The organism is Enorma timonensis (assembly GCF_000321165.1).
In the GTDB taxonomy this organism is placed as follows: domain Bacteria; phylum Actinomycetota; class Coriobacteriia; order Coriobacteriales; family Coriobacteriaceae; genus Enorma.
The window spans coordinates 1-20,437 of sequence record NZ_CAPF01000006.1; the positions used below are offsets into that span (position 1 = coordinate 1).

Sequence of the window (20,437 nt, forward strand, 5' to 3'; positions counted from 1 at the left end):
CCCGCAAGCGCCCCGCGCCGCCGGACGCCTCGGCGCCCTGCGGGGCCTGCGCGCCCCCGACCGCCGTCGGGCGGCCTGTGACCTGTATCCTAGCACGATGGCGCCGCGCGCAGCGGCCGGTGGCGCGTGCAGCATGAAAGAAGGGAAACGGCGTTTCTATGGAGCTCGTCGTACATCTGCTGGAGCATGCGCTCGAGGACACGCTGCCGCTCGTGCCGTTCCTCTTCGTCACCTACCTCGCGCTCGAGGCGCTCGAGCACGCGGCCGGCTCGCGGGCGACCGCGCTCGTGCGCCGTGCAGGGGCGGCGGGGCCGGTGGTCGGAGCGCTGCTCGGCATCATCCCGCAGTGCGGGTTCTCGGCGATGGCGGCGACGCTCTACGCCGGGCGCGTCATCACGCTCGGGACGCTCGCCGCGGTCTTCCTCTCGACGTCGGACGAGATGCTGCCCCTGCTCGTGGCCGAGCACGTCGACCCGGCGCGCCTCGCCACGATCCTTCTGTGCAAGGCGCTCGTGGCGCTGATCACGGGTGTCGTCATCGACGCGCTGCTTCGGCTCGTCAAGCGCAACGCGCGCCTGCATGCCGCGGCGCGTCGGCTGACCGCGCGGCGCGCGGGCGAGCCCGACCTCGTGGACGAGATGGCAGAGGCGGGCGAGGGCGTCGAGCACATCCATCGCCTGTGCGAGCAGGACCGGTGCGGCTGCGACGACGCGGACGAGGGTGAGGCGGATGGGAGCCATGCCCACGAGGGCACGGGCGCGTACGGGGCGGGCCACGCGCGCGGTTGCGCGTGCGGGCACGGGCACGACCACGGCCACAGCCATGGCCACGGCGGCGTCGCCTCCATCGTGCGCAGCGCGCTCTCGCACACCATCCAGGTGACGGCGTTCATCTTCGTGACCACCCTCATTCTGGTGGTCGTGCTCGAGACGGTCGGGGAGGACGCGCTCGCGACGCTGCTCTCCGCCAACAAGGGGCTCGCGGTCTTCGCCGCGGCGCTCGTGGGGCTCGTCCCCAACTGCGCGGCGAGCGTGGTCGTCACCCAGCTCTACCTCGAGGGCGTGCTCGGCTTCGGCCCGCTCATGGCCGGCACGCTCGTGGCGGCGGGCGTGGGCTTCCTCGTGCTGTTCCGCGCCAACCGCAACGTCCGCGAGAACCTGGTGATCCTCGCTGTGCTGTTCGCAGCGGGCGTGCTGTGGGGGCTCTTCTTCTCGATCGTATAGCGCGGCCGTGACGGGCGAGCTACTCGCCGCGGCAAGGGTTCGCCGCCCGTCGCGCCGCGCGCTCAAGCTTTCGCGATGCGGTGGATGAAGAGGCCGCTTCTGAGTTTCGGCTCGAACCAGGTGGATTTCGGCGGCATGAGCAGGCCGGCGTCGGCGACAGCGAGCAGCTGGTCGATGCCGGTCGCGTGGAGCGAGAACGCCGCGCCCCCGGTGCCGGCGCGCTCCTCGAGCTCGCGCGTGCCGCGGATGCCGCCCACGAACGAGATGCGCGGGTCTTCGCGCACATCGCCGATGCCGAGGATCGGCGCGAGCACGTGCTCCTGCAGTACGCTCGCATCGAGCCGGCTCACGGCGTCGCCTGCGGCGACCTGCGCGGCGAGCTTATCGCCGAGGCCGAGCTTCCACCAGGTCCCTTCGGCATACATGCCGAACGTCCCGGGCGCCTCGGGGGTCACGGGCGCGTCCGCGCGCTCGACGGTGAACCCCGCCTCCGCGATGCGCGCCGCGAGCTCCGCGCCCGTCATGTCGCGGCGGTCGGATACCACGCGGTTGTACGGCAGGATGGTGAGCTCGCTCGCCGGGAAGAGCACGGAGAGGAAGAAGTTGAACGGCTCGGTGCCGGTGTAGGTGCCCGCGGCCCTCGCCTCGTCGCGGAGCTCCTGCGCCACGCGCACCGCGGAGGCGGCGCGATGGTGGCCGTCGGCGATATAGGCGCAGGGGATGCGCTCGAACATGGCGTGGATGGCCTCGACGGCCTCCGGGCGCGCGACCTCCCAGACGGTCTGGCGCACGCCGTCCCCGTCGGCGAAGCTGTAGAGCGGCGAGCCCTCCTTCGCCGCGGCGATGATGATGCCGAGCACCGGCTCGTCGCGATAGGTGAGGAAGATGGGGCCGGTCTGGCAGCCGAGCGCGCGGATGTGCTCGATGCGGTCGCGCTCCTTCTCCTGCCGCGTGAGCTCGTGGCGCTTGATGGTGCCGTCCTCGTACTCGTCGATGGCGCACACGCCTACGAGCCCCGTCTGCACATGACCCTGCCAGGCGAGCTCGTAGATGTAATAGGCGCGCGTGCGGTCCTCGATGTAGGTGCCGTCCTCGATGTGCTCCCGTAAGAGCTCGGCCGCGCGGGCGTAGACCTCGGGCGCGTACATGTCCTGCTCGGGCGGGAACTGGGTCTCCGGCCGGTCGATGGCGAGGAAGGAGCGCGGGTGCCCCGCGACGTACGCGGCCGCCTCCGTGCGGTCGAAGACGTCGTAGGGAAGCGCCGCGACCTCCGCCGCGCGCTCCGGGACCGGTCGTATGCAGGGGAAGGGAAGAACGCGCATGGGGGCTCCTTATCGTGGCTGGCAAGCTGCCGCTCGTGTATCGCCCTATTGCTGCATGGTCTCGCCCGAAAGGGAAACGCCGCGCATGCCGCAGCGGCACGACACCCTGCGACAGCCTTATTTGATCACGCGGACGCGGTACATCGAGGGGATGCGCTTGAGCGCCTCGATCGTGTCTTCTCCCAGGTGCTCGTCGGTGTCGAACATGGTGTAGGCGTGCTCGCCGGCGCTTTCGTTCACCATGCGCTGGACGTTGGCGTTGTCGTCGGCGAGGATGCGCGTGATCTGGCCGATCATGTTCGGCACGTTCGCGTGCAGGCACGCGATGCGGCTTGCGGCGCGCGCCTTGCCCATCGAGCAGCTCGGGTAGTTCACGGAATGCGCGATGTTGCCGTTCTCCAGGTAGTCCTTGAGCTCGGAGATGGCCATGTCGGCGCAGTTGGCCTCGGCCTCCTCCGTGCCCGCGCCGGAATGCGTGGTCACGAACGTGTTCGGCATGAGCACCGTCTTGGGCGTGGCGAAGTCGGTGGCGAACCACGAGAGGCGTCCCGCGTGCAGCGCGGCGTCGACGGCGTCCTCGTCCACGATGGACTCGCGGGCGAAGTTGATGAGCACGGCGCCGGGGGCGAGGAGCGCGAGCTGCTCGTCGCCGATCATGTGGAAGGTGTCGGCCTTCGCGGGCACGTGGAGCGTGAGGTAGTCGCAGCCGCGGCAGAGGTCCTCGAGCGTGCCCACGCGCTGGACGTCGCGGCTGAGCTCCCAGGCGTGCTCCACGGAGATGAACGGGTCGTAGCCGTACACGTCCATGCCCAGGTAGACGCAGGCGTTGGCGACCTTCGACCCCACGTTGCCCAAACCGATCACGCCCACGCGCTTGCCGCGCAGCTCATGGCCCACGAAGGCCTTCTTCACGCCCTCCGCGTGCGTGAAGATGTCGGGATCGGCGGCGTTCTCGCGCACCCACTCCATCGACTGCACCACGCCGCGGCTCGCGAGCACCATCATGCAGAGCACCATCTCCTTGACGGCGTTCGCGTTCGCGCCGGGGGAGTTGAACACCACCACGCCGCGCTTGGCGTACTCCTCGACGGGGATGTTGTTCACGCCGGCGCCGCAGCGGGCGATGGCGCGGATGCCCGCGGGCAGGTCGTAGCCGTGCAGGTCGGTCGAGCGCATGAGGATGGCGTCCGCCGAGGAGGCATCGTCCACGAACTCGTAGCCCGCACCGAAGGTGACCTGGCCGTCCTTGGTGATGTCGTCGATGATCTTGATCTTGCGCATGCTGTGCTCCCTAGGCTGTGCTTCCCGGCCGCGCGCGGGGGCGGGGCGGGTGTGTACGGTATCTTACCCGACGCGGTGCCGGGACTCGAACTCCTCCATGTACGCCGCCAGGGCGCGGACGTCGTCCAGGCTCACGGCGTTGTAGATGCTCGCGCGCATGCCGCCCACGGCGCGGTGGCCGCGCACGCCCTCGATGCCGCGCGCCCGCGCGCCCTCGACGAACTCCGCGTCGAGCTCGGGCGTGGAGCAGCGGAACGTGACGTTGGCGATGGAGCGGGAGGCCGGCTCGGCGACCGCGTGGAAGACCGTGCTGCGGTCGAGGAGGTCGTAGAGGAGCGCGGCCTTCTCGCGGTTGCGCGCCTCCATCGCAACGAGCCCGCCCTCGTCCTCCACCCACCGGAACACCTTGCCGCAGAGGTAGATCCCGAAGGTGTTCGGGGTGTTGAGCATAGAGCCCGCGTCCGCCTGCGCGCGGTAGTCGAGGTAGGTGGGGCAGCAGGGGAGCGCGGCGCCCGCGCCCATGAGGTCCTCGCGCACGATGACGATGGTGACGCCCGCCGGCCCCGCGTTCTTCTGCGCGCCGGCGTAGACGAGCCCGTAGCGCTCGATGTCGAGGGGCATGGAGAGAAAGCAGCTCGACACGTCTGCCACGAGGGGCACGTCCAAGCAGCGGGGCAGCTCGTGGTACATGGTGCCGTAGATGGTGTTGTTCTGGCAGATGTGGATGTAGTCGAGGTCGTCGGCCTGCGCGCGCTCCTCGACGGGCGCGAGGTCGGGGATGCGCGTGAAGCCCTCCGCCTCGCTCGTGGCGAGGACCTCGGCCCGCCCGTAGCGCTCCGCCTCGCGCTGGGCCTTGCCCGAGAACACGCCCGAGACCACGTAGCCCGCGCGCCCCGTGCGCATGAGGTTCATGGGCACCGCGGCGAACTGCAGCGTGGCGCCGCCCTGCAGGAAGAGGACGCGGTAGGAGTCGGGGATGCCCACGATGCGGCGGAGCGTGGCCTCCGCGTCGTCGATGATCTCGCGATAGGCGGCCGACCGATGGCTCATCTCCAGGACGGACATGCCGCAGCCCTGGTAGTCCATGAGCTCGGCTGCGGCTTCTTGCAGGACGCGCTCGGGGAGGGCTGCCGGCCCGGCCGAGAAATTGTGCACGCGTGCCATCGGGGCTCCTTCCGCTCGAGATGACGGATGTGCGACACACTCTACCATAGGCGGGGCGGGGCCGACCCACCCGATGCCGGCGTAACCCTAGTGAAACACTCGGATTTCACGGCGCCCCCGAAAAGGGGTTGAAAGGAACACGTCCCCAACCAACCCATTTCGCGCGCCCGCGGCCCCGGGCGGGTACAATGGGGGCGAGCGGCGCTCGGTCGTCGCGCGTACCGGGGAAAGGGGCGGCAACATGGCGATCTACGTGCTTTCCGATGTCCATGGCCACAAGGCGGCGCTCGACGAGGCGCTCGCGCTCGCCTCTCCCGGCGATGACGACTCCATCTATGTGCTCGGCGACATGGTCGACCGCGGGCCGGACCCGCTCGGCGTCATCCAGCTCGTGCGCTCGCTGCCGAACGCGCGCGTTCTCATGGGCAACCATGAGCGCATGCTCGTCGACATCCTCATGGGCACGGGCGAGATGGACAACTTCACCTGGGCGCTCAACGGCGGCGTGGCCACGGCGCTCGGCCTCGACGCGCTCGACAAGGACGAGCTCGCCGAGCTCGTGGGGTGGGTGGCGGCGCTGCCGCTCTATGAGGTGGTCGACACGGAGAGCCGGCGCTACATCCTGGTGCACGCGGGCATCGACGCGCTCGAGGCGCGCGGCTTCCTCGCCACGTCGGGCATCGACGTGAGCGGCGGCCGCGGTGCCGCCGAGGCGACGCGCGAGGACCTGCTCAAGATGCTCGCACAGCAAGACCCCGAGACCCTGCTGTGGACGCGCGAGGCGTTTTGGATGCACCCCACGTGGCTCGTGGGCGAGGACGGCACGGGGCCGGTGGTCGTGGCGGGCCACACCCCCTCGATCGTGCTCGCGCGCTACGCGGGGCTCGACGAGGGCGTGGGCGTCGACGCCGAGGGCCGCGGCTGCGTGGTGCCCGTGGGCGCCTGCGCGGAGACCGGCGGCGTCGCCGACCGCATCGACATCGACTGCTCGGCCGCGGCGGGCGCGCCGCGCGGCCGCGTGGGCATCGTGCGCCTCGACGACGGCGCCACCTGGTACGCCGCCATCAAAGAAGGCGAATAGGTACGTCGAAGCCGTGCCCCAAATTAACGATGCGGCCAAACATACAATTGAGAACTTGTTTCGAGCTAAGCCGCCGAGCGCTGGCCGCTGCCCCGTGACGGTCGTGCCGGGGCTCCGGTGTTCCCCGCCGGCGAGTTCCGCAGCGAGCGCAGCGAGCGAGGACTGTCTGAAGCCGGAGGGGAACACCGGAGCCCCCGGCCAAGGCATCGCATCGGCCGCAGCCTCCTCGCCCGCCCCTTAGCTCAGAAACGGGTTCCGCTCGCGGCGGATGGCCTGGCGGATGCGGAAGTAGTCGAGCACGAGCAGCGCGAGCAGCAGCGTCATCGACGCGAGGTAGCTCACCACGGCGCCGGCGAGGCCGATGAGGTGCACGAGCACGAGCGAGCTGAGCGTCACCGCGGCGAAGGCCACGAGGTAGAGGCGCATGACCTCGCCCTGGCGGCGCAGCACCGTCACGATGGCGTAGAGGAAGTCGATCGCGGCGATGACGCCGCCCGCCACGACCATGAGGTAGCACAGGAAGCGGAACTGCTCGAAGTCCACGCCGTACAGGAAGCCCGTGAGCGGGATGCCGATCGTGGCCATGAACACGCCCACGCCCGCCGTGACCGCGACGATGACGGCCATCACGGCGAGGATGATGAAGTCGAAGCGGCGGCGCTTGCGGGGGTTCGCCCAGATGTTCGAGAGGCGCACGAGCTGGGGTTTGTAGATGAAGCCGATGATGATCTGGATGCTCTGCGAGGGGAAGTAAAGGGCGTTGAAGTAGAGCTGGTTGTCGTAGGGCAGCGCGCCCTCCATCACGAGCTTCGGCATGGTCTCGATGAGGTTGAACAGGAAGAGCGCCGCGAAGAGCGGGAAGCACTGGCGGAAGAGGTCGATGACCTCCTCGAAGCGCCAATGCCGGGACTTCTCGGTCTCGAGCAGGGCGAGCGGGATCGTCACGAGCACAAGGGACGCGACGGCGGCGATGCCCATGCCCACCGACGCGACGGCGATGTCGCGCATCACGAACAGGAGCACCGTGAACACGAGGAACACGGCGACGGAGCGGATCGTCTGCGAGATACCCGCGAGGTAGAGCTTGTCGGCCTGCTGCAGGCGCCCCTCGTACACGTCGGCGGCGCCGTCCACGAGCTTGAAGAGGTACACGCCGAAGCAGATCGTGGCCATGTAGGGCTGGTAGTCGCGGATCGTGCAGTACAGGATGCCGAGCACGAGTGCCATGGCCGTCGAGGCCCAGCGCTGGATCTGGTAGGACGAGAACGCGTGCGTCTCGTCGATGTCCGAGACCTGGTAGTTGCGCACGCCGTAGTTCGCGGCGTACATGAGCAGCATGCCCGTGGCGAAGGCCATGGAGAACATGCCCGCCTGCTCCGCGCCGGCGAGCTGCGACGCCACGATGGAGAGGATCGGCAGCGACATGCCCCAGACGGTGGTGCCGATCGTGTTCCACACGTAGTCGCGCGTGGTGCTGTGCGACTCGTACTCCTCTTCCTGGCTGCTGAGCGAGCCCTGGTAGATGGCGTTGAGCAGGCGGGTCCACCACTGGTTCACGATGCGCGCGAGGAAGGGCTGGCGCGCGCGGCGGCTCCGCGCGCTTGCGGGGCGCGACGGCTCCGCGCTGCGCCGCGCGGCGAGCTTGCTCCTGAGCATGTCCAAGGGGTTAGCGGGCACGATGCTCCCATCGGGGTTTCGCGGGGGCCGCACGGCGACCCGGCATGGCGTTCGATGTGAACGTTCATTATAATCAGATGCGGAAAGAATTGCGTGAACGAACCCTGTTCCCCCTCACGTCACGATATCGGTTGCAATCGAGGGTGCGCGCCTTGTCGCTCGAGACACGTGCCCGCGTAAGGAAAGGTGTGGAGCGCATGATCGAAACCATACTCTTGGAGAACGGAATCAACTGCGATTTCGACCGCGTGCACGTGGACTGGTGCCCGGCGAAGCTCATCGAGCACTCCGTGTCGCACCACGAGGCGTACCTGACCTCGACGGGGTCGCTCTCCGTCTCCACGGGCGCCTTCACCGGCCGCAGCCCCGAGAACCGCTACATCGTGGACGCCGGCGAGGCCGATGAGCAGGTGAACTGGAACAGCAAGACGAACAAGCCCATCGACGAGGCCACCTACAAGCGCGTGCGCAAGAACGTGACGCGCTACATGTCCCAGCGCCGCCACCTGTTCGTCATCCGCGGTTACGCGGGCGCGGACCGCCAGTACGCGCGCAAGGTCATGGTCGTGTGCGAGCGCGCGCACCAGGCGCTCTTCATCCAGAACATGCTCGTGCGCCCCTCGAAGGACGAGCTCGAGGTCTTCGGCCGCCCGGACATCACCGTCTTCGCCGCCCCCACCTACGTGTGCTCGCGCGACCGCGACGGCCTCGAGCCCGCGGCCGTGATCCTCGACATGAACCGCAAGCAGATCGTCGTCGCCGGCACCGGGTACTGCGGCGAGATCAAGAAGGCCATCTTCACGATGATGAACTACCTCCTGCCCATCGAGGACGGCGTGCTGCCCATGCACTGCAGCGCCAACGTCGACCCCGCCACGGGCAAGACGTGCATCCTGTTCGGCCTCTCCGGCACGGGCAAGACCACGCTCTCGGCCGACCCGGCGCGCCTGCTCATCGGCGACGACGAGCACGGCTGGAGCCCGCGCGGCGTCTTCAACATCGAGGGCGGCTGCTACGCCAAGACCATCGACCTCACGCGCGAGCGCGAGCCCGACATCTTCGACGCCATCCGCTTTGGCAGCGTGAGCGAGAACGTGAAGCTCGACCGCAAGACGCGCGCCGCCATCTACTCCGATAGCTCCATCACCGAGAACGGCCGCGCCGCCTACCCGCTCGACCACATCGAGCGCGTCGTCGAGTCCGGCACCGGCGAGGTGCCGAGCGTGGTGCTCTTCCTCACGGCCGACGCCTACGGCGTACTGCCCCCCATCTCGCGCCTCTCGCGCGAGCAGGCCATGTTCCACTTCCTCACGGGCTACACCGCCAAGGTCGCCGGCACGGAGCTCGGCGTCAAGGAGCCGCAGCCCACGTTCTCCGCGCTCTTCGGCGAGCCGTTCATGCCGCTTGACCACATGGTCTACGCCTACCTGCTGGGCGAGAAGATCACGCAGAACGACACCCGCGTCTACCTGGTGAACACTGGCTGGACGGGCGGCCCGTACGGCATCGGCCACCGCATCGCGCTCTACCACACGCGCGCCCTCGTGAAGGCGGCGCAGGACGGTTCGCTCGACATCGCGGGCTACCGCCACAACGACGTGTTCGATGTCGACGTGCCCGTCGACTGTCCCGGCGTCCCGCGCGAGCTCCTCGACCCGCGCGGCACCTGGGACGATCCCGAGGCCTATGACAAGGCCGCGGCGGACCTCGCGGCGAAGTTCAAGGAGAACTTCGAGAAGCGCTATCCGGGCGTCGACCTCAAGAGCATGACCCGCGAGCGCTAAATGGGTTGATTGGGGACGTGTTCCTTCCAACCCCTTTTCTCGGGTGAGGGACTTATCTATCCCATGCCATGTTCGGGGCGGTGGCTGCGCGCAGCTGCCGCCCCGTGTCTTTGACGCTCGGCAACGCCGCTGGTATCATACTCACCGACATATGCGCCCCATCCCCGGATGGGGCGGCGCGGGCGCGTGCGGGCCGACATCGTAGGGCATTGAAGATGGTCGGCGGGCACGCGTTCTGCGTTTCTTTGCCGCCCGCATGGGGCGGCGCCGACCGCGCGCCCTGGGCGGCGCGCACGGAAGGGATGACGTCATGAAGCAGTTCATCACCGAGGATTCGTTCTGGCAGCTCTTTCCCGACGCCGCGATCGGCATCGTGGTGGCCGAGGGCATGAAGCCCGCCGACGAGGTGCCCGCGGAGGACGCGGCCGAGATCGAGCGCCTGCTCGACCGCGCCAACGTGCTCGCCGAGCGCCACATCACGAGCAACACGATCTCCGAGAACGCGCCCGTGAAGGCCTGGCGCGAGGCGTATCGCAAGTTCAAGACGAAGAAGGGCGCGCGCTGCTCCATCGAGAACCTGCTCAAGCGCGTGCTCAAGGGCAACCCGGTGGGCCACATCACGCCGTCGGTGGACATCTACAACGCGGTCTCGCTCAAGTACGCCCTGCCCGTGGGCGGCGAGGACATCGATGCGTTCGCGGGCGACCTGCGCCTGGGCATCACCGAGGGCGACGACGCCTTCCTGCCGCTCGGCGAGAACGAGCACGACGACCCCACACTCCCCGGCGAGCTGTGCTATCGCGACGATGCCGGCGCGGTGTGCCGCTGCTGGAACTGGCGCGACGGCGTGCGCACGGCGTTCACGGACACGTCGAAGAACGCGTTCCTCATCATCGAGTGCGTGGAGCCGGAGCGGGTGGAGGACTGCCAGGCGGCCATCGACGAGCTCGCGAGCCTCGTGGAGCGCTACCTGGGCGCGACCATCACGGTGAAGGAGCTCATCACCTTCGATGCGCGCTCCGCCGTCATCTCGGCGTAAGGCACCGAGGCCGGCACACACGCGGAAGCGGCGGGAGGCGTTATGGGGCAGGACGGGTTCTTCGCGCGGGTCTACGACGTCGTCGAGCAGATCCCCGCGGGCATGGTGGCCACGTACGGCCAGGTCGCCGCGCTCGCGGGACGGCCGCGCGCGGCGCGCTACGTGGGCTACGCCCTCCATGCGAACCCGCGCCCGGGCGAGATCCCGTGCCATCGCGTGGTGTTCGCGGACGGCGCCCTGGCTCCCGGCTTCGCCTTCGGCGGCCCGGGGGAGCAGCGGCGCCTGCTCGAGGACGAGGGCGTCGCCTTCCGCGACGAGGGGCATGTGGATCTGCGCGCCTGCCGCTGGCCGGCAGGCGTAGAATAACGGGGAGACCTTGGGGCGCGCGAGGCGCCCCGTCACCCGTTGCGAGGAGAGCCCATGCTGAGTGTCGCGTTCTGCACCTGCACCGACCACGCGTGCCCCAACCACCCGACCAACCACGACCGCGGCTGCACGCCGTGCATCGCCAAGTGCCTGAGCCAGCACGAGATCCCGACCTGCTTCTTCCGGGACGTCTCGCTCGACCTCAAGCCGGGCGACGAGCAGGATTGGACGTACCGGGGCTTTGCCGAGCACGTGCGCGCCCACCTCGCGGAAGACGACGCGTAAGCGGCGGCGAGGCTGCCGGCGCGCGCTTGGGTGGAGGCGCCTCTAGACCGTCGCGCGCTCGGGTTCCAGCACGCGCGCCACGAGCTCGGGGAAGGCGCCGTCCTCGCCGCTCGTGTCGAGCACGAGCCCGCAATAGGGCCGCACGTCGTCGGTGATGTTCGCCACGCCCACGCCGAGCCCTGCCGCCTGGATCATCTCCAGGTCGTTCGCCGCGTCGCCCACGCCGATGGTCTCCGCGATGGAGATGCCCAAGAGCTCGGCCAGGTGCTTGAGGCCGGTTCCCTTGTTGACGCCGGCGGGGACGAACTCGACGTAGCGGTTTGAGGAATACGTGATGTCGACGAGCGCCGGGTCGAGCTTCGGCGCGAGCTCCTCCCCGATGCGCTTGCACTTCGAGAAATCCGTGTCCATGAAGATGATCTTCACGAGCTCCTCGCCCGCGGCGAAGGAGAGGTCGTGTATGGAATCGTCCACGCGCACGACGCCGGCGATGCCCTGCACGTACTCCTCTTCCTCGGGCGGGAGGAACTGCGTGTAGGTGGTGCCGCTCGCGGTGTAGACGTGGACGGCCTGGCGGTGCTCGACCGCCCAGGCGTAGAGCCATTCGAGCGACGCGCGGTCGATGAGCGTGCGCATGAGCGGCTCGGGGTCGCCGTAGCGGTTGATGAACGCGCCGTTGTACGAGATGACGTAGGTGCCCTGCATGAGCCCCTGGTCGATGTCGGCGAAGTTGGCCATGATGGACTGGTAGGGGCGACCGGAGCTCGGCACGAAGAGCACCCCGAGCTCGCGCATGCGCGCAAGCGCCTCGAGGTTCGGCGCAGGAATCTGGTGCCGCCCGTCGAGGAACGTCTCATCCATATCCGAAGCCACGATCCTATACATCTTTCAACCCCTTACTTTCTTGGCGTAGTACGTCTCGTTCGCCCCCGTTCCCCGCTTTTCCGCCGCGAGTTCCGCAGCGAGCGCAGCGAGCGAGGACTGTTTGAAGCGGCGGAAAAGCGGGGAACGGGGGCGGGGAGTCGCTAGTACACCATCCCCATGGCCTCGCGCACCTCGGCGAGCGTGGCCTCTGCGATCTCGTTCGCGCGGCGGTTGCCCTCGTGCAGCACGTCCTTCACGTAATCGAGGTCGTTCTCAAAGGCGTGGCGCCGCTCGCGGATGGGCTCGAAGTAGCCGTTCACCGCCTCGGTCACGTACGTCTTGAGCGCGCCGGAGCCCCCCATGCCGATCTCGGCGGCGATCTCCTCGGGGTCGCGGCCGGTGCAGATGGCCGCGGTGGAGAGCAGGCCGGAGACGCCGGGGCGGTTCTCGGGGTCGAAGGTGATCATGCGCTCGGAGTCGGTCTGGCTCTTCTTGATGCGCTTCGCTGTCTCCTCGGGCGTCATGGAGATCGAGATGGCGTTGCCGTAGCTCTTGCTCATCTTGCGCCCGTCGAGGCCGGGCAGCAGCGGCGTGTCGGAGAGCAGGGCGTCCACCTCGGGGAACACCTTGCCGTAGCGGTTGTTGAACTTGCGCGCGATGAGGCGCGTGAGCTCGATGTGCGGTAGCTGGTCGCGGCCCACGGGCACCACGTTGCCCTTGCAGAACAGGATGTCGCAGGCCTGGTGCACGGGGTAGGTGAGCAGAAGGCCCGTGAGCTCGTGCCCGCTCGCCTCCATCTCGGCCTTCACCGTGGGGTTGCGCTGCAGCTCCGCCTCGGAGACGAGCGAGAGGAACGGCAGCATGAGCTGGTTCGCGGCGGGTACGGCGGAGTGCGCGTAGATCATGGTCTTATCCGGGTCGACGCCGCAGGCGAGGTAGTCCATGACCATGTTGTAGACGTTGTCCTGGATGTGCTCGGTGGTGTCGCGGTCGGTGATGACCTGGTAGTCGGCGATGAGGATGCTCGTGTTCACGCCCATGTCCTGCAGCTCGACGCGGCCCTTGATCGTGCCGAAGTAGTGCCCCAGGTGCAGCCGTCCGGTGGGGCGGTCGCCCGTGAGCATGGTATAGTGCTCCGGATGCTGCGGCAGGTCGGCGCGGATCTCGTTGCTGCGCGCAAGCGCGGTCTCGTAGCTGCGTTCGTTCGGCATGGTTCACCTTTCGCGTGCCATCGGGACGGGGCGGTTCGGCCGCGTCGCGCGGGCGCGCCGGCACCGACCCGTCTACTTCCTCTTCTTGCTGTGGTCGTTGGTATTATCGCGCAACCTGCCCTCGAGGTGCTGCACGGATTCGCGGCGCTGGTCGCGCCGGGCCGCGCGCTCGCGCTCCTCGGCCCGCTGCTCCTCGGTGAAGGCGGGGTCCTCGGGCGTAACGATCTCGTCCTGGTGCGTCTTGGGATTGTAGTGGTGGCGCAGCACCGGCTCGAAGAGGTGCAGGCGCATCGCGAAGACCGTCGAGCCGCCGAGCAGCACGAGGAAGATGAGGATGCGGAGCTCCATCCGCACCTGGTTGATGAGCGTGGCGCCCACGGCGAGCAGGATGCACCAGGCGTAGATGAGCAGCACCGCCTGGCGCTGGTCGTAGCCCTCCTGGATGAGGCGGTGCTGGATATGGCCCTTGTCCGCCTGGCCGATGCTCACGTGGGCGCGCTTGCGGCGGATGATGGCGGCGAGCGTGTCGAGGATGGGCACGCCGGCCACGATGAGGGGGATGATGAGCGAGGTGAGCGCGGCGGTGCGGTTCACGGAGAGGAGCGACACCGTGCCGAGCGCGAAGCCGAGCAGCAGCGACCCCGAGTCGCCGAGGAAGATGCTCGCGGGATGGAAGTTGTAGCGCAGGAAGGCGAGGCAGCCGCCGAAGAGCGCCATGGAGAGCGCCGCGGCGTCCGTGCGGCCGGCGAGGAAGGCGAGGCCGAACATCGCGATGCTCGCGATGGCGGTGATGCCCGCGGCGAGCCCGTCGAGCCCGTCGATGAGGTTGATGATGTTCGTGTACGCGACGAGGTAGACCACGGTGATGGGGTAGGCGAACCACCCGAGGTCGAGGTTGCCCGGCCCCACGGGGTTCGAGATGGCGCCGATGGTGAGGCCGCCCGCCGCGGCGAGCACGGCCGCGAGCACCTGGCCGGCGAGCTTCGCGCGCGGCGTGAGCGACACCACGTCGTCGATGGCGCCCGTCGCCACGATCGTGCAGAACGAGAGCGCGAGCAGCCGGTAGTCGAGGTTCAGGCTCGGGTGCGAGATGAGCGCGGACGGCCAGCCCCATTCCCAGGTGCCGACGACCTGCACCACGAGGGCGGCGATGAGCCCCGCGAAGACCGCGAGGCCGCCCATGCGCGGTATGGGCACCGTGTTGATGCGGCGCTTCGAGGGGTAATCCACGGCATCGAGGCGAACCGCCAGGCGCTTCACCACGGGGACGAGCAGAAACGTCGTCGTGAACGCAGCAGCGGCGACGCATATGTAGGGAACGAGCGAATCCATCGGTCGAGAGATACCATCCGTACGGGTACGGCGGCGCCTCCATCGGGCGCCGCGACTCGCACCATGATACCGAAAAAACGCAGCGCCTCGCGTGCGGCGGGCGATAAAACGCGGGTTGCCATCGGATGCCCACCTTGCCGGCCGGCACCTACCCGCAGCGGGTGATAAAAAAGGTGTCAGTCACCTTTTTATCACTGCCGTGGGCACGCGGCGGCCGGCACAGCGAGAGTGATAAAAAGGTGACTGACACCTTTTTATCACCGACACCTTTGTATCATGTTGGGATCGAGGCAAGAAAAAACCGCACCCTGCTTCTCGAAAATGAACCCACCTCTACAAGGTGGGTGCCCTCATCGGCCCCTCCAGCTTCCTTAACAACGAAGGATGCCTGTACTAGGCTCGACTGTGTGGGCTCCCTAAAAAAACGTGACGGTTCACCCAGTTGATCCGCAGGGTGCGGAACACCTCTTATCTTATCGCGCCGTCCACCGATTACCAGTCTTGACATCTCCCGTGTGCCGGGTATGATGGGCGCGAGGGCGCACGCCAAGCGCGCAACGCCCTTCGGGTCGCGCATCGCCGCAGGTGCGATTGGCCGTTTACCCCCTGCGCAACGCCTAACATGTACCTCCGGTCGGCGCCGTGTTCGCGCGCCGTGCCGCCCGCTGCCCGCGCGCTGCCTCAGAGCCGGCTGCGCGTGGCGGTGTCGTGGAAGCAGAACGTGTCCGGGCGATGCCGGGACTCGGTGTACTCGAACATGGTTCCCTGGCTGTCGAACGTTTGGCTCCGCATGACGGCGAGGTAGTCGACGCCCTCGATGTCGAGGAGCTCCGCATCGTGCGCGGTCGCGCGCTCGACCGTGATGGTGCGCTTGCTCGTCTCGATCACCGTGCCGAGCTCCCCCTCGAGGTAGTCGTAGATGGAGCGTTCCGCCACCTCCGCGGTGAGGCCGGGCACGGCGTCGGCGAGGAAATAGCTCCGGTCGAGGATGAGCGCCCGGCCGTTCAGCACGCGCACGCGCTCGACCGTGACGAGGCGCGCGCCGAGGGGGTGGCCGGTCAGCTCGGAGAGCGCTTCATCGGCGACAATGCCGGCGAGGTCCGTGACCTTGGTTTTGGCCTCGAGGTGGTTGCGCTCGACGGTCTCGCGGAAGCTCTCGATGCCGCCCACCTCGAACGTGGCGCGCTCGCGCGGGCGCCAGATCACGCGCACGCCCTTGCCGTGGATGGGCTGCACGTAGCCGCGCTCCTTGAGCAGCGCGATCGCGCGGCGGATGGTGTTGTGCGAGCAGCCGAAGGCCTGGGTGAGCGCGCTCTCCGAGGGCAGGAGGCTCTGGTAGGGGTACGAGCCGTCCTCGATGCTGTCGAGCATGTCCCGGTAGATGGTGTCGTATCGCGCCTTCACAGGTCCGCTCCTCTCGTCGCGCTCCGCGCGCGGCATGCGCCTCCGCCGCGCTCCTTGTAAGTGTAACTTATTTGAATAAGATGTGAAACACGGCGCAGGCCGACCGTTCGGCGGCGCGTATCGACCGCTCGCCGGGAGCTCCTTCATTTCCGACAACTTATTTAAATAAGTTTGCGATACTCAGCTTGCTTATTTGAATAAGTTGGGGACCGAGCGAATCGGTCGAGAGGAAGGAAGCGGGGCATGGCGAAGTACACGGAGGACGCTGGCAAGCTCCTCGACCTCGTGGGCGGCAAGGAGAACATCTCCGCCGTCACGCACTGCATGACGCGCATGCGGTTCGTGCTCGTGGACGAGGGCAAGGCCGACGTCAAGGCCATCGAGGAGCTCCCGAGCGCCAAGGGCACGTTCACGCAGGCGGGGCAGTTCCAGGTCATCATCGGCAACGACGTCGCGGACTTCTACCAGGAGTTCACGAAGATCTCGGGTATCGAGGGCGTCTCGAAGGAGGCGGCGAAGGCCGCGGCGGGCGCGAACCAGAACCCGGCGCAGCGTATCATGGGCATCCTGGGCGAGATCTTCGCCCCGCTCATCCCGGCGCTCATCTGCGGCGGCCTCATCCTGGGCTTCCGCAACATCATCGGCGAGGTGAACTTCTTCACCGACGGCGGCGTGTTCGACCTCGAGCACGGCACGAAGTCCATCGCCGACATGTGGGCGTTCTGGAACGCCATGTACAACTTCCTGTGGATCATCGGCGAGGCCGTCTTCCACATGCTGCCCGTGGGCATCTGCTGGTCGGTGACGCGCAAGATGGGAACGACGCCCATCCTCGGCATCGTGCTCGGCCTCACGCTCGTCTCGCCGCAGCTCCTGAACGGCTTCTCCGTGGCCACCGCCTCGCCTGAGGACATCGCCGCGCACACCTACGACTTCGGGTTCTACTCGTTCGTGGGCACCGGCTACCAGGGCCAGGTCATCGCCGCGCTCATGGCCGCCTTCGTGCTCGTGGCGCTCGAGAAGTTCTTCACACGCATCACGCCCGAGGTGGTGCGCATGATCGTCGTGCCGTTCATGTCGCTCGTGCCGGCCGTGTTCATCGCCCACCTCGTGGTCGGACCCATCGGCTGGGCGATCGGCGACGCCATCGCCAACGCCGTGCAGTGGGGTCTCGACTCGAACTTCCGCGTGCTGTTCGCCGCGCTCTTCGGCCTGCTCTACGCGCCGCTCGTCATGACCGGCCTGCACCACATGACGAACGCCATCGACTCCCAGATGGTGAGCATCTACGAGTACACCACGCTCTGGCCCATGATCGCGCTGTCGAACATCGCGCAGGGCTCCGCCGTGCTCGCCATGACGGTGCTCCAGAAGAAGAACGACCGCGCCCAGCAGGTGAACATCCCCGCGTGCATCTCGTGCTACCTCGGCGTCACCGAGCCCGCGCTCTTCGGCGTGAACCTCAAGTACAAGTTCCCGCTCGTGTGCGGCATGATCGGTTCCGCCATCGCCGCGATGGTCTGCACCGGCTTCGGCGTGAAAGCGCTCTCCATCGGCGTCGGCGGCATCCCGGGCATCCTCTCCATCCGCTTCGACTACTGGCTGATCTTCGCGGCGTGCATGCTCATCGCCATCGTGGTGCCCTTCGTGCTCACGCTCATCGTCGGCGGCAAGCAGCTCACGGCCTCCGAGCGCGGGCTCGCGGTCGCGGACGGCGGCGCGGCGGTCACGGTTGAGGTGGCCGCGGACGCCCCCGCGGCGGACGACGCCCTCGCCCTCCCCGCATCGCTCGTCGCCCCGCTCTCCGGCACCGTGAAGCCCATCGACGAGATGCCCGACCCGGTGTTCAGCAGCAAGTGCATGGGCGACGGCCTGTGCATCGAGCCCGCCGCGGACGCCTGCGAGGTCGTGGCGCCGGCGGACGCCGAGGTGGCCGTGACCATGCCCGCCTCGAACCACGCCGTGGGCCTGCGCCTCGCCAACGGCATGGAGCTCCTCATCCATGTGGGCATCGACACGGTGGACATGGGCGGCGACGGCTTCGCCTGCTACGTGGCGCAGGGCGACCACGTGAAGGCGGGGCAGCGGCTCCTCACCTTCGACCAGGACAAGATCCGCGCCGCGGGGCATCCCACGGTGACCGCCTTCGTGGTCTCCGCACCCGGGCAGGCGCGCGACATCTCGTTCGCCGCGGGTATGGACGCCGTCGCCGGCGAGACGGCCGTGGTGGATTTCAAGGCCTAGGATTCGGTATACGCAGCGTGCGGTGGGCGGCTCGAGCGGGTCGCCCGCCGTGCGCTTTTCGGGCGCAAGCCCAGAGAGGGAGGCATCATGACGGAGATCGAGCGCGAGCTCGGCAAGATCGCGGTCTACCAGGTCTACATCCGCAGCTTCTGCGATAGCAACGGGGACGGCATCGGCGACCTGCCCGGGATCACATCGAAGCTCGACTACCTCAAGTACCTCGGCGTGGGCTACATCTGGATCACGCCGTTCTTCCCCTCGCCGCAGCGCGACAACGGCTACGACATCTCGGATTACCGCGCCGTCGACCCGGTCTTCGGCACGATGGACGACTTCGACGAGCTCGTGCGCGAGGCGCGCTCGCGCGGGATGGGCATCATGCTCGACATGGTGCTCTGCCATACCTCCGACCAGCACGAATGGTTCCAGCGCGCCCTCGAGGGCGACGAGCGGTACCAGCGCTACTACATCCTGCGCGACGGCCGCGGCTCGACCGGCCCGGGCGACCCCGGCGAGCCCCCCACGAACTGGACGTCCATCTTCGGCGGCAGCATGTGGCAGTGGGAGCCGCGCCTGGGCAAGTGGTACCTGCACATGCACGACGTGAGCCAGCCCGACCTCGACTGGACGAACCCCGAGGTGCGCCGCGAGATGGCGGACGTGGTGCGCTTCTGGCGCGACCGCGGCGTGGCGGGCTTCCGCTTCGACGTGGTGAACCTTATCTCCAAGCCTGATGTGTTCGAGGACGACGCGCACGGCACCGGCCGCGCGCTCATCGCCGACGGCCCGCACATCCACGAGTACCTGCGGGGGCTCGTGCGCGACGCGGGGATCGACGGCATGCTCACCGTGGGGGAGATGGCCTCGACCACCCTCGACGCCTGCGTGGGCTACACGCGCCCGGAGAACCACGAGCTCGACATGGCGTTCAACTTCCACCACCTCAAGGTCGATTACCGCGGCGGCGACAAGTGGGAGCTCATGGACCCGGACATCGCGCGGCTGCGCGAGCTGTTCCGCACCTGGCAGGAGCGCATGCAGGAGGGCGGCGGCTGGAACGCCCTGTTCTGGAACAACCACGACCAGCCGCGTGCCATCTCGCGCTTCGGCGGCCGCGGCGGCGCCGGGCAGGCGGGCAGCAGCTGGGAGAAGGTGGGCAAGATGCTCGCCGTATGCACGCACCTCATGCAGGGCACGCCCTACATCTACCAGGGCGAGGAGATTGGCATGACAAACCCCGGCTACACCTCGATCGAGGATTTCGACGACGTGGAGAGTCGCAACTACTACGAGATCATGCTCGAGCGCGGCAAGAGCCCGGCCGAGGCGCTGCGGATCGTGAACGAGCGCTCGCGTGATGACGCGCGCACGCCCATGCAGTGGAGCGCGGCGCCGCACGCCGGGTTCACGACGGGGGAGCCCTGGATCAAGGTCGCGCCGAACTACCCGCTCGTGAACGTGGAGGCGGAGCGCGGGGTCGCGGACTCGATGCTCGAGTTCTACCGCGCGCTCATCCGCCTGCGCAAGGAGCTGCCCGTGGTGAGTGAGGGCGCGGTGCGCTTCGTGGGCGCGGGCTCGCGCGCGCCGAAGGTCATCGCCTACGAGCGCGTGCTTGCCGAGGACGCGGCGGCCGCGGGCGCGCGGGGGCCGCGGCGCCTCGTCGTGCTGTGCTCGTTCGACGACGCGCCGTGCGAGTTCGAGCTGCATGGGCGCTCGGGCTCGTCCATCGACGTGAGCGCCATGGACAAGCTGTTGGGCAACTACGAGGGCACCTGGGTGGACGCGTCGGCGCACGTGGCGATCTTGCGGCCCTTCGAGTGCGCGGTCTTCGCGGAGGCGTAGGGGCGCGCCGCGCGGTGGTTGGATTTTATTCGCGATTGGGCGTTGACACGCGGCGTGGAGTTGCTAAAATAGACACTCGCTTGGGGACGTAGCTCAGCTGGGAGAGCGCTGCCGTCGCATGGCAGAGGCCGAGGGTTCGATTCCCTTCGTCTCCACCCACACATGCATGAAGCCCGCCTCGGCGGGCTTTTTTCTTACCTATCGATCGTCGGCGCGCAGGGCCGCCGGGTAAGGGGTTGCAATGGATGCACGGCGCGCGGTGCGCACGGACGGGCCCGGGGCGGTCGCCGCTGGCTTGGGCGACGCGCCCACCGACGC

The 20,437-nt window shown here is 68.2% G+C and carries 16 protein-coding genes and 1 tRNA gene; 9 read left to right on the plus strand and 8 right to left on the minus strand.

The features are described 5' to 3' along the window. Positions 1-158: 158 nt before the first annotated feature. Entirely contained in the window at positions 159-1,223 is a 1,065-nt protein-coding gene (locus tag BN423_RS00445; protein WP_019238311.1) for a putative manganese transporter, read from the plus strand. Between the two features lie 62 nt (positions 1,224-1,285). Here the strand turns inward: BN423_RS00445 and BN423_RS00450 are convergent, their stop codons facing one another. From BN423_RS00450 to serC, 3 genes are all read right to left on the minus strand, one after another. Beyond that, entirely contained in the window at positions 1,286-2,545 is a 1,260-nt protein-coding gene (locus tag BN423_RS00450; RefSeq protein WP_019238312.1) for a DUF1015 domain-containing protein, read from the minus strand. 117 nt (positions 2,546-2,662) lie between these two features. Continuing rightward, complete coding sequence (locus BN423_RS00455) at positions 2,663-3,826, minus strand: phosphoglycerate dehydrogenase (RefSeq protein ID WP_019238313.1); 1,164 nt, start codon at positions 3,824-3,826, stop codon at positions 2,663-2,665. A 63-nt stretch (positions 3,827-3,889) separates the two neighbouring features. Beyond that, on the minus strand, positions 3,890-4,990 hold the full coding sequence (serC, locus tag BN423_RS00460; protein ID WP_019238314.1) for a 3-phosphoserine/phosphohydroxythreonine transaminase: 1,101 nt from the start codon (positions 4,988-4,990) through the stop codon (positions 3,890-3,892). 241 nt (positions 4,991-5,231) lie between these two features. On the opposite strand from serC, the gene BN423_RS00465 reads away from it, so the two are divergent. Next, the gene (locus BN423_RS00465) at positions 5,232-6,071 is read left to right on the plus strand and encodes a metallophosphoesterase (protein WP_019238315.1); all 840 of its coding nucleotides are present in this window, start codon (positions 5,232-5,234) and stop codon (positions 6,069-6,071) included. A 237-nt stretch (positions 6,072-6,308) separates the two neighbouring features. Here the strand turns inward: BN423_RS00465 and BN423_RS00470 are convergent, their stop codons facing one another. Next, positions 6,309-7,727, minus strand: a complete 1,419-nt coding sequence (locus tag BN423_RS00470; RefSeq protein WP_019238316.1) for a lipopolysaccharide biosynthesis protein — start codon at positions 7,725-7,727, stop codon at positions 6,309-6,311. Between the two features lie 218 nt (positions 7,728-7,945). On the opposite strand from BN423_RS00470, the gene pckA reads away from it, so the two are divergent. From pckA to BN423_RS00490, 4 genes are all read left to right on the plus strand, one after another. Continuing rightward, positions 7,946-9,532: a phosphoenolpyruvate carboxykinase (ATP) gene (gene pckA, locus BN423_RS00475; protein WP_026088968.1), complete on the plus strand. Its 1,587-nt coding sequence runs from the start codon at positions 7,946-7,948 to the stop codon at positions 9,530-9,532. 310 nt (positions 9,533-9,842) lie between these two features. Then, on the plus strand, positions 9,843-10,571 hold the full coding sequence (locus tag BN423_RS00480) for a B3/B4 domain-containing protein (RefSeq protein WP_019238318.1): 729 nt from the start codon (positions 9,843-9,845) through the stop codon (positions 10,569-10,571). Positions 10,572-10,613: 42 nt separating this feature from the next. Beyond that, positions 10,614-10,937 (plus strand): MGMT family protein, encoded by a 324-nt coding sequence (locus BN423_RS10535; RefSeq protein WP_019238319.1) that lies wholly within the window; start codon positions 10,614-10,616, stop codon positions 10,935-10,937. 54 nt (positions 10,938-10,991) lie between these two features. Continuing rightward, complete coding sequence (locus BN423_RS00490; protein WP_019238320.1) at positions 10,992-11,222, plus strand: DUF6485 family protein; 231 nt, start codon at positions 10,992-10,994, stop codon at positions 11,220-11,222. Between the two features lie 42 nt (positions 11,223-11,264). Here the strand turns inward: BN423_RS00490 and BN423_RS00495 are convergent, their stop codons facing one another. From BN423_RS00495 to treR, 4 genes are all read right to left on the minus strand, one after another. After that, positions 11,265-12,107: an HAD-IIB family hydrolase gene (locus tag BN423_RS00495; RefSeq protein ID WP_019238321.1), complete on the minus strand. Its 843-nt coding sequence runs from the start codon at positions 12,105-12,107 to the stop codon at positions 11,265-11,267. Positions 12,108-12,247: 140 nt separating this feature from the next. After that, positions 12,248-13,297 (minus strand): tryptophan--tRNA ligase, encoded by a 1,050-nt coding sequence (gene trpS / locus BN423_RS00500; RefSeq protein WP_019238322.1) that lies wholly within the window; start codon positions 13,295-13,297, stop codon positions 12,248-12,250. A gap of 72 nt (positions 13,298-13,369) precedes the next feature. Further along, positions 13,370-14,629, minus strand: coding sequence for a glycosyltransferase family 4 protein (locus tag BN423_RS00505; RefSeq protein WP_019238323.1), 1,260 nt, complete (start codon positions 14,627-14,629; stop codon positions 13,370-13,372). A 681-nt stretch (positions 14,630-15,310) separates the two neighbouring features. After that, a complete protein-coding gene (gene treR, locus BN423_RS00510; protein ID WP_026088969.1) occupies positions 15,311-16,033 on the minus strand; it encodes a trehalose operon repressor in 723 nt (240 codons plus the stop codon). Between the two features lie 243 nt (positions 16,034-16,276). Between treR and treP the strand changes: the two genes are divergently transcribed. The 3 genes from treP to BN423_RS00525 all read left to right on the plus strand — a co-directional run bounded on the left by treP (position 16,277) and on the right by BN423_RS00525 (position 20,274). After that, the gene (gene treP / locus BN423_RS10540) at positions 16,277-18,277 is read left to right on the plus strand and encodes a PTS system trehalose-specific EIIBC component (protein ID WP_019238325.1); all 2,001 of its coding nucleotides are present in this window, start codon (positions 16,277-16,279) and stop codon (positions 18,275-18,277) included. Positions 18,278-18,364: 87 nt separating this feature from the next. Beyond that, positions 18,365-20,119: an alpha,alpha-phosphotrehalase gene (locus BN423_RS00520; RefSeq protein WP_019238326.1), complete on the plus strand. Its 1,755-nt coding sequence runs from the start codon at positions 18,365-18,367 to the stop codon at positions 20,117-20,119. Between the two features lie 82 nt (positions 20,120-20,201). Next, positions 20,202-20,274, plus strand: a tRNA-Ala gene (locus BN423_RS00525). The last annotated feature ends 163 nt before the right edge of the window (positions 20,275-20,437 follow it).

Excerpts from the sequence above, each read along its gene's own strand:
- BN423_RS00450 (WP_019238312.1), bottom strand. The coding sequence starts at position 2,545 with ATGCGCGTTCTTCCCTTCCCCTGCATACGACCGGTCCCGGAGCGCGCG.
- trpS (WP_019238322.1), bottom strand. The coding sequence starts at position 13,297 with ATGCCGAACGAACGCAGCTACGAGACCGCGCTTGCGCGCAGCAACGAG.
- BN423_RS00465 (WP_019238315.1), top strand. The coding sequence starts at position 5,232 with ATGGCGATCTACGTGCTTTCCGATGTCCATGGCCACAAGGCGGCGCTC.
- BN423_RS00455 (WP_019238313.1), bottom strand. The coding sequence starts at position 3,826 with ATGCGCAAGATCAAGATCATCGACGACATCACCAAGGACGGCCAGGTC.
- BN423_RS10535 (WP_019238319.1), top strand. The coding sequence starts at position 10,614 with ATGGGGCAGGACGGGTTCTTCGCGCGGGTCTACGACGTCGTCGAGCAG.
- BN423_RS00480 (WP_019238318.1), top strand. The coding sequence starts at position 9,843 with ATGAAGCAGTTCATCACCGAGGATTCGTTCTGGCAGCTCTTTCCCGAC.
- serC (WP_019238314.1), bottom strand. The coding sequence starts at position 4,990 with ATGGCACGCGTGCACAATTTCTCGGCCGGGCCGGCAGCCCTCCCCGAG.
- BN423_RS00505 (WP_019238323.1), bottom strand. The coding sequence starts at position 14,629 with ATGGATTCGCTCGTTCCCTACATATGCGTCGCCGCTGCTGCGTTCACG.
- BN423_RS00470 (WP_019238316.1), bottom strand. The coding sequence starts at position 7,727 with ATGCTCAGGAGCAAGCTCGCCGCGCGGCGCAGCGCGGAGCCGTCGCGC.
- pckA (WP_026088968.1), top strand. The coding sequence starts at position 7,946 with ATGATCGAAACCATACTCTTGGAGAACGGAATCAACTGCGATTTCGAC.
- treP (WP_019238325.1), top strand. The coding sequence starts at position 16,277 with ATGGCGAAGTACACGGAGGACGCTGGCAAGCTCCTCGACCTCGTGGGC.
- BN423_RS00520 (WP_019238326.1), top strand. The coding sequence starts at position 18,365 with ATGACGGAGATCGAGCGCGAGCTCGGCAAGATCGCGGTCTACCAGGTC.
- BN423_RS00445 (WP_019238311.1), top strand. The coding sequence starts at position 159 with ATGGAGCTCGTCGTACATCTGCTGGAGCATGCGCTCGAGGACACGCTG.
- BN423_RS00495 (WP_019238321.1), bottom strand. The coding sequence starts at position 12,107 with ATGTATAGGATCGTGGCTTCGGATATGGATGAGACGTTCCTCGACGGG.
- BN423_RS00490 (WP_019238320.1), top strand. The coding sequence starts at position 10,992 with ATGCTGAGTGTCGCGTTCTGCACCTGCACCGACCACGCGTGCCCCAAC.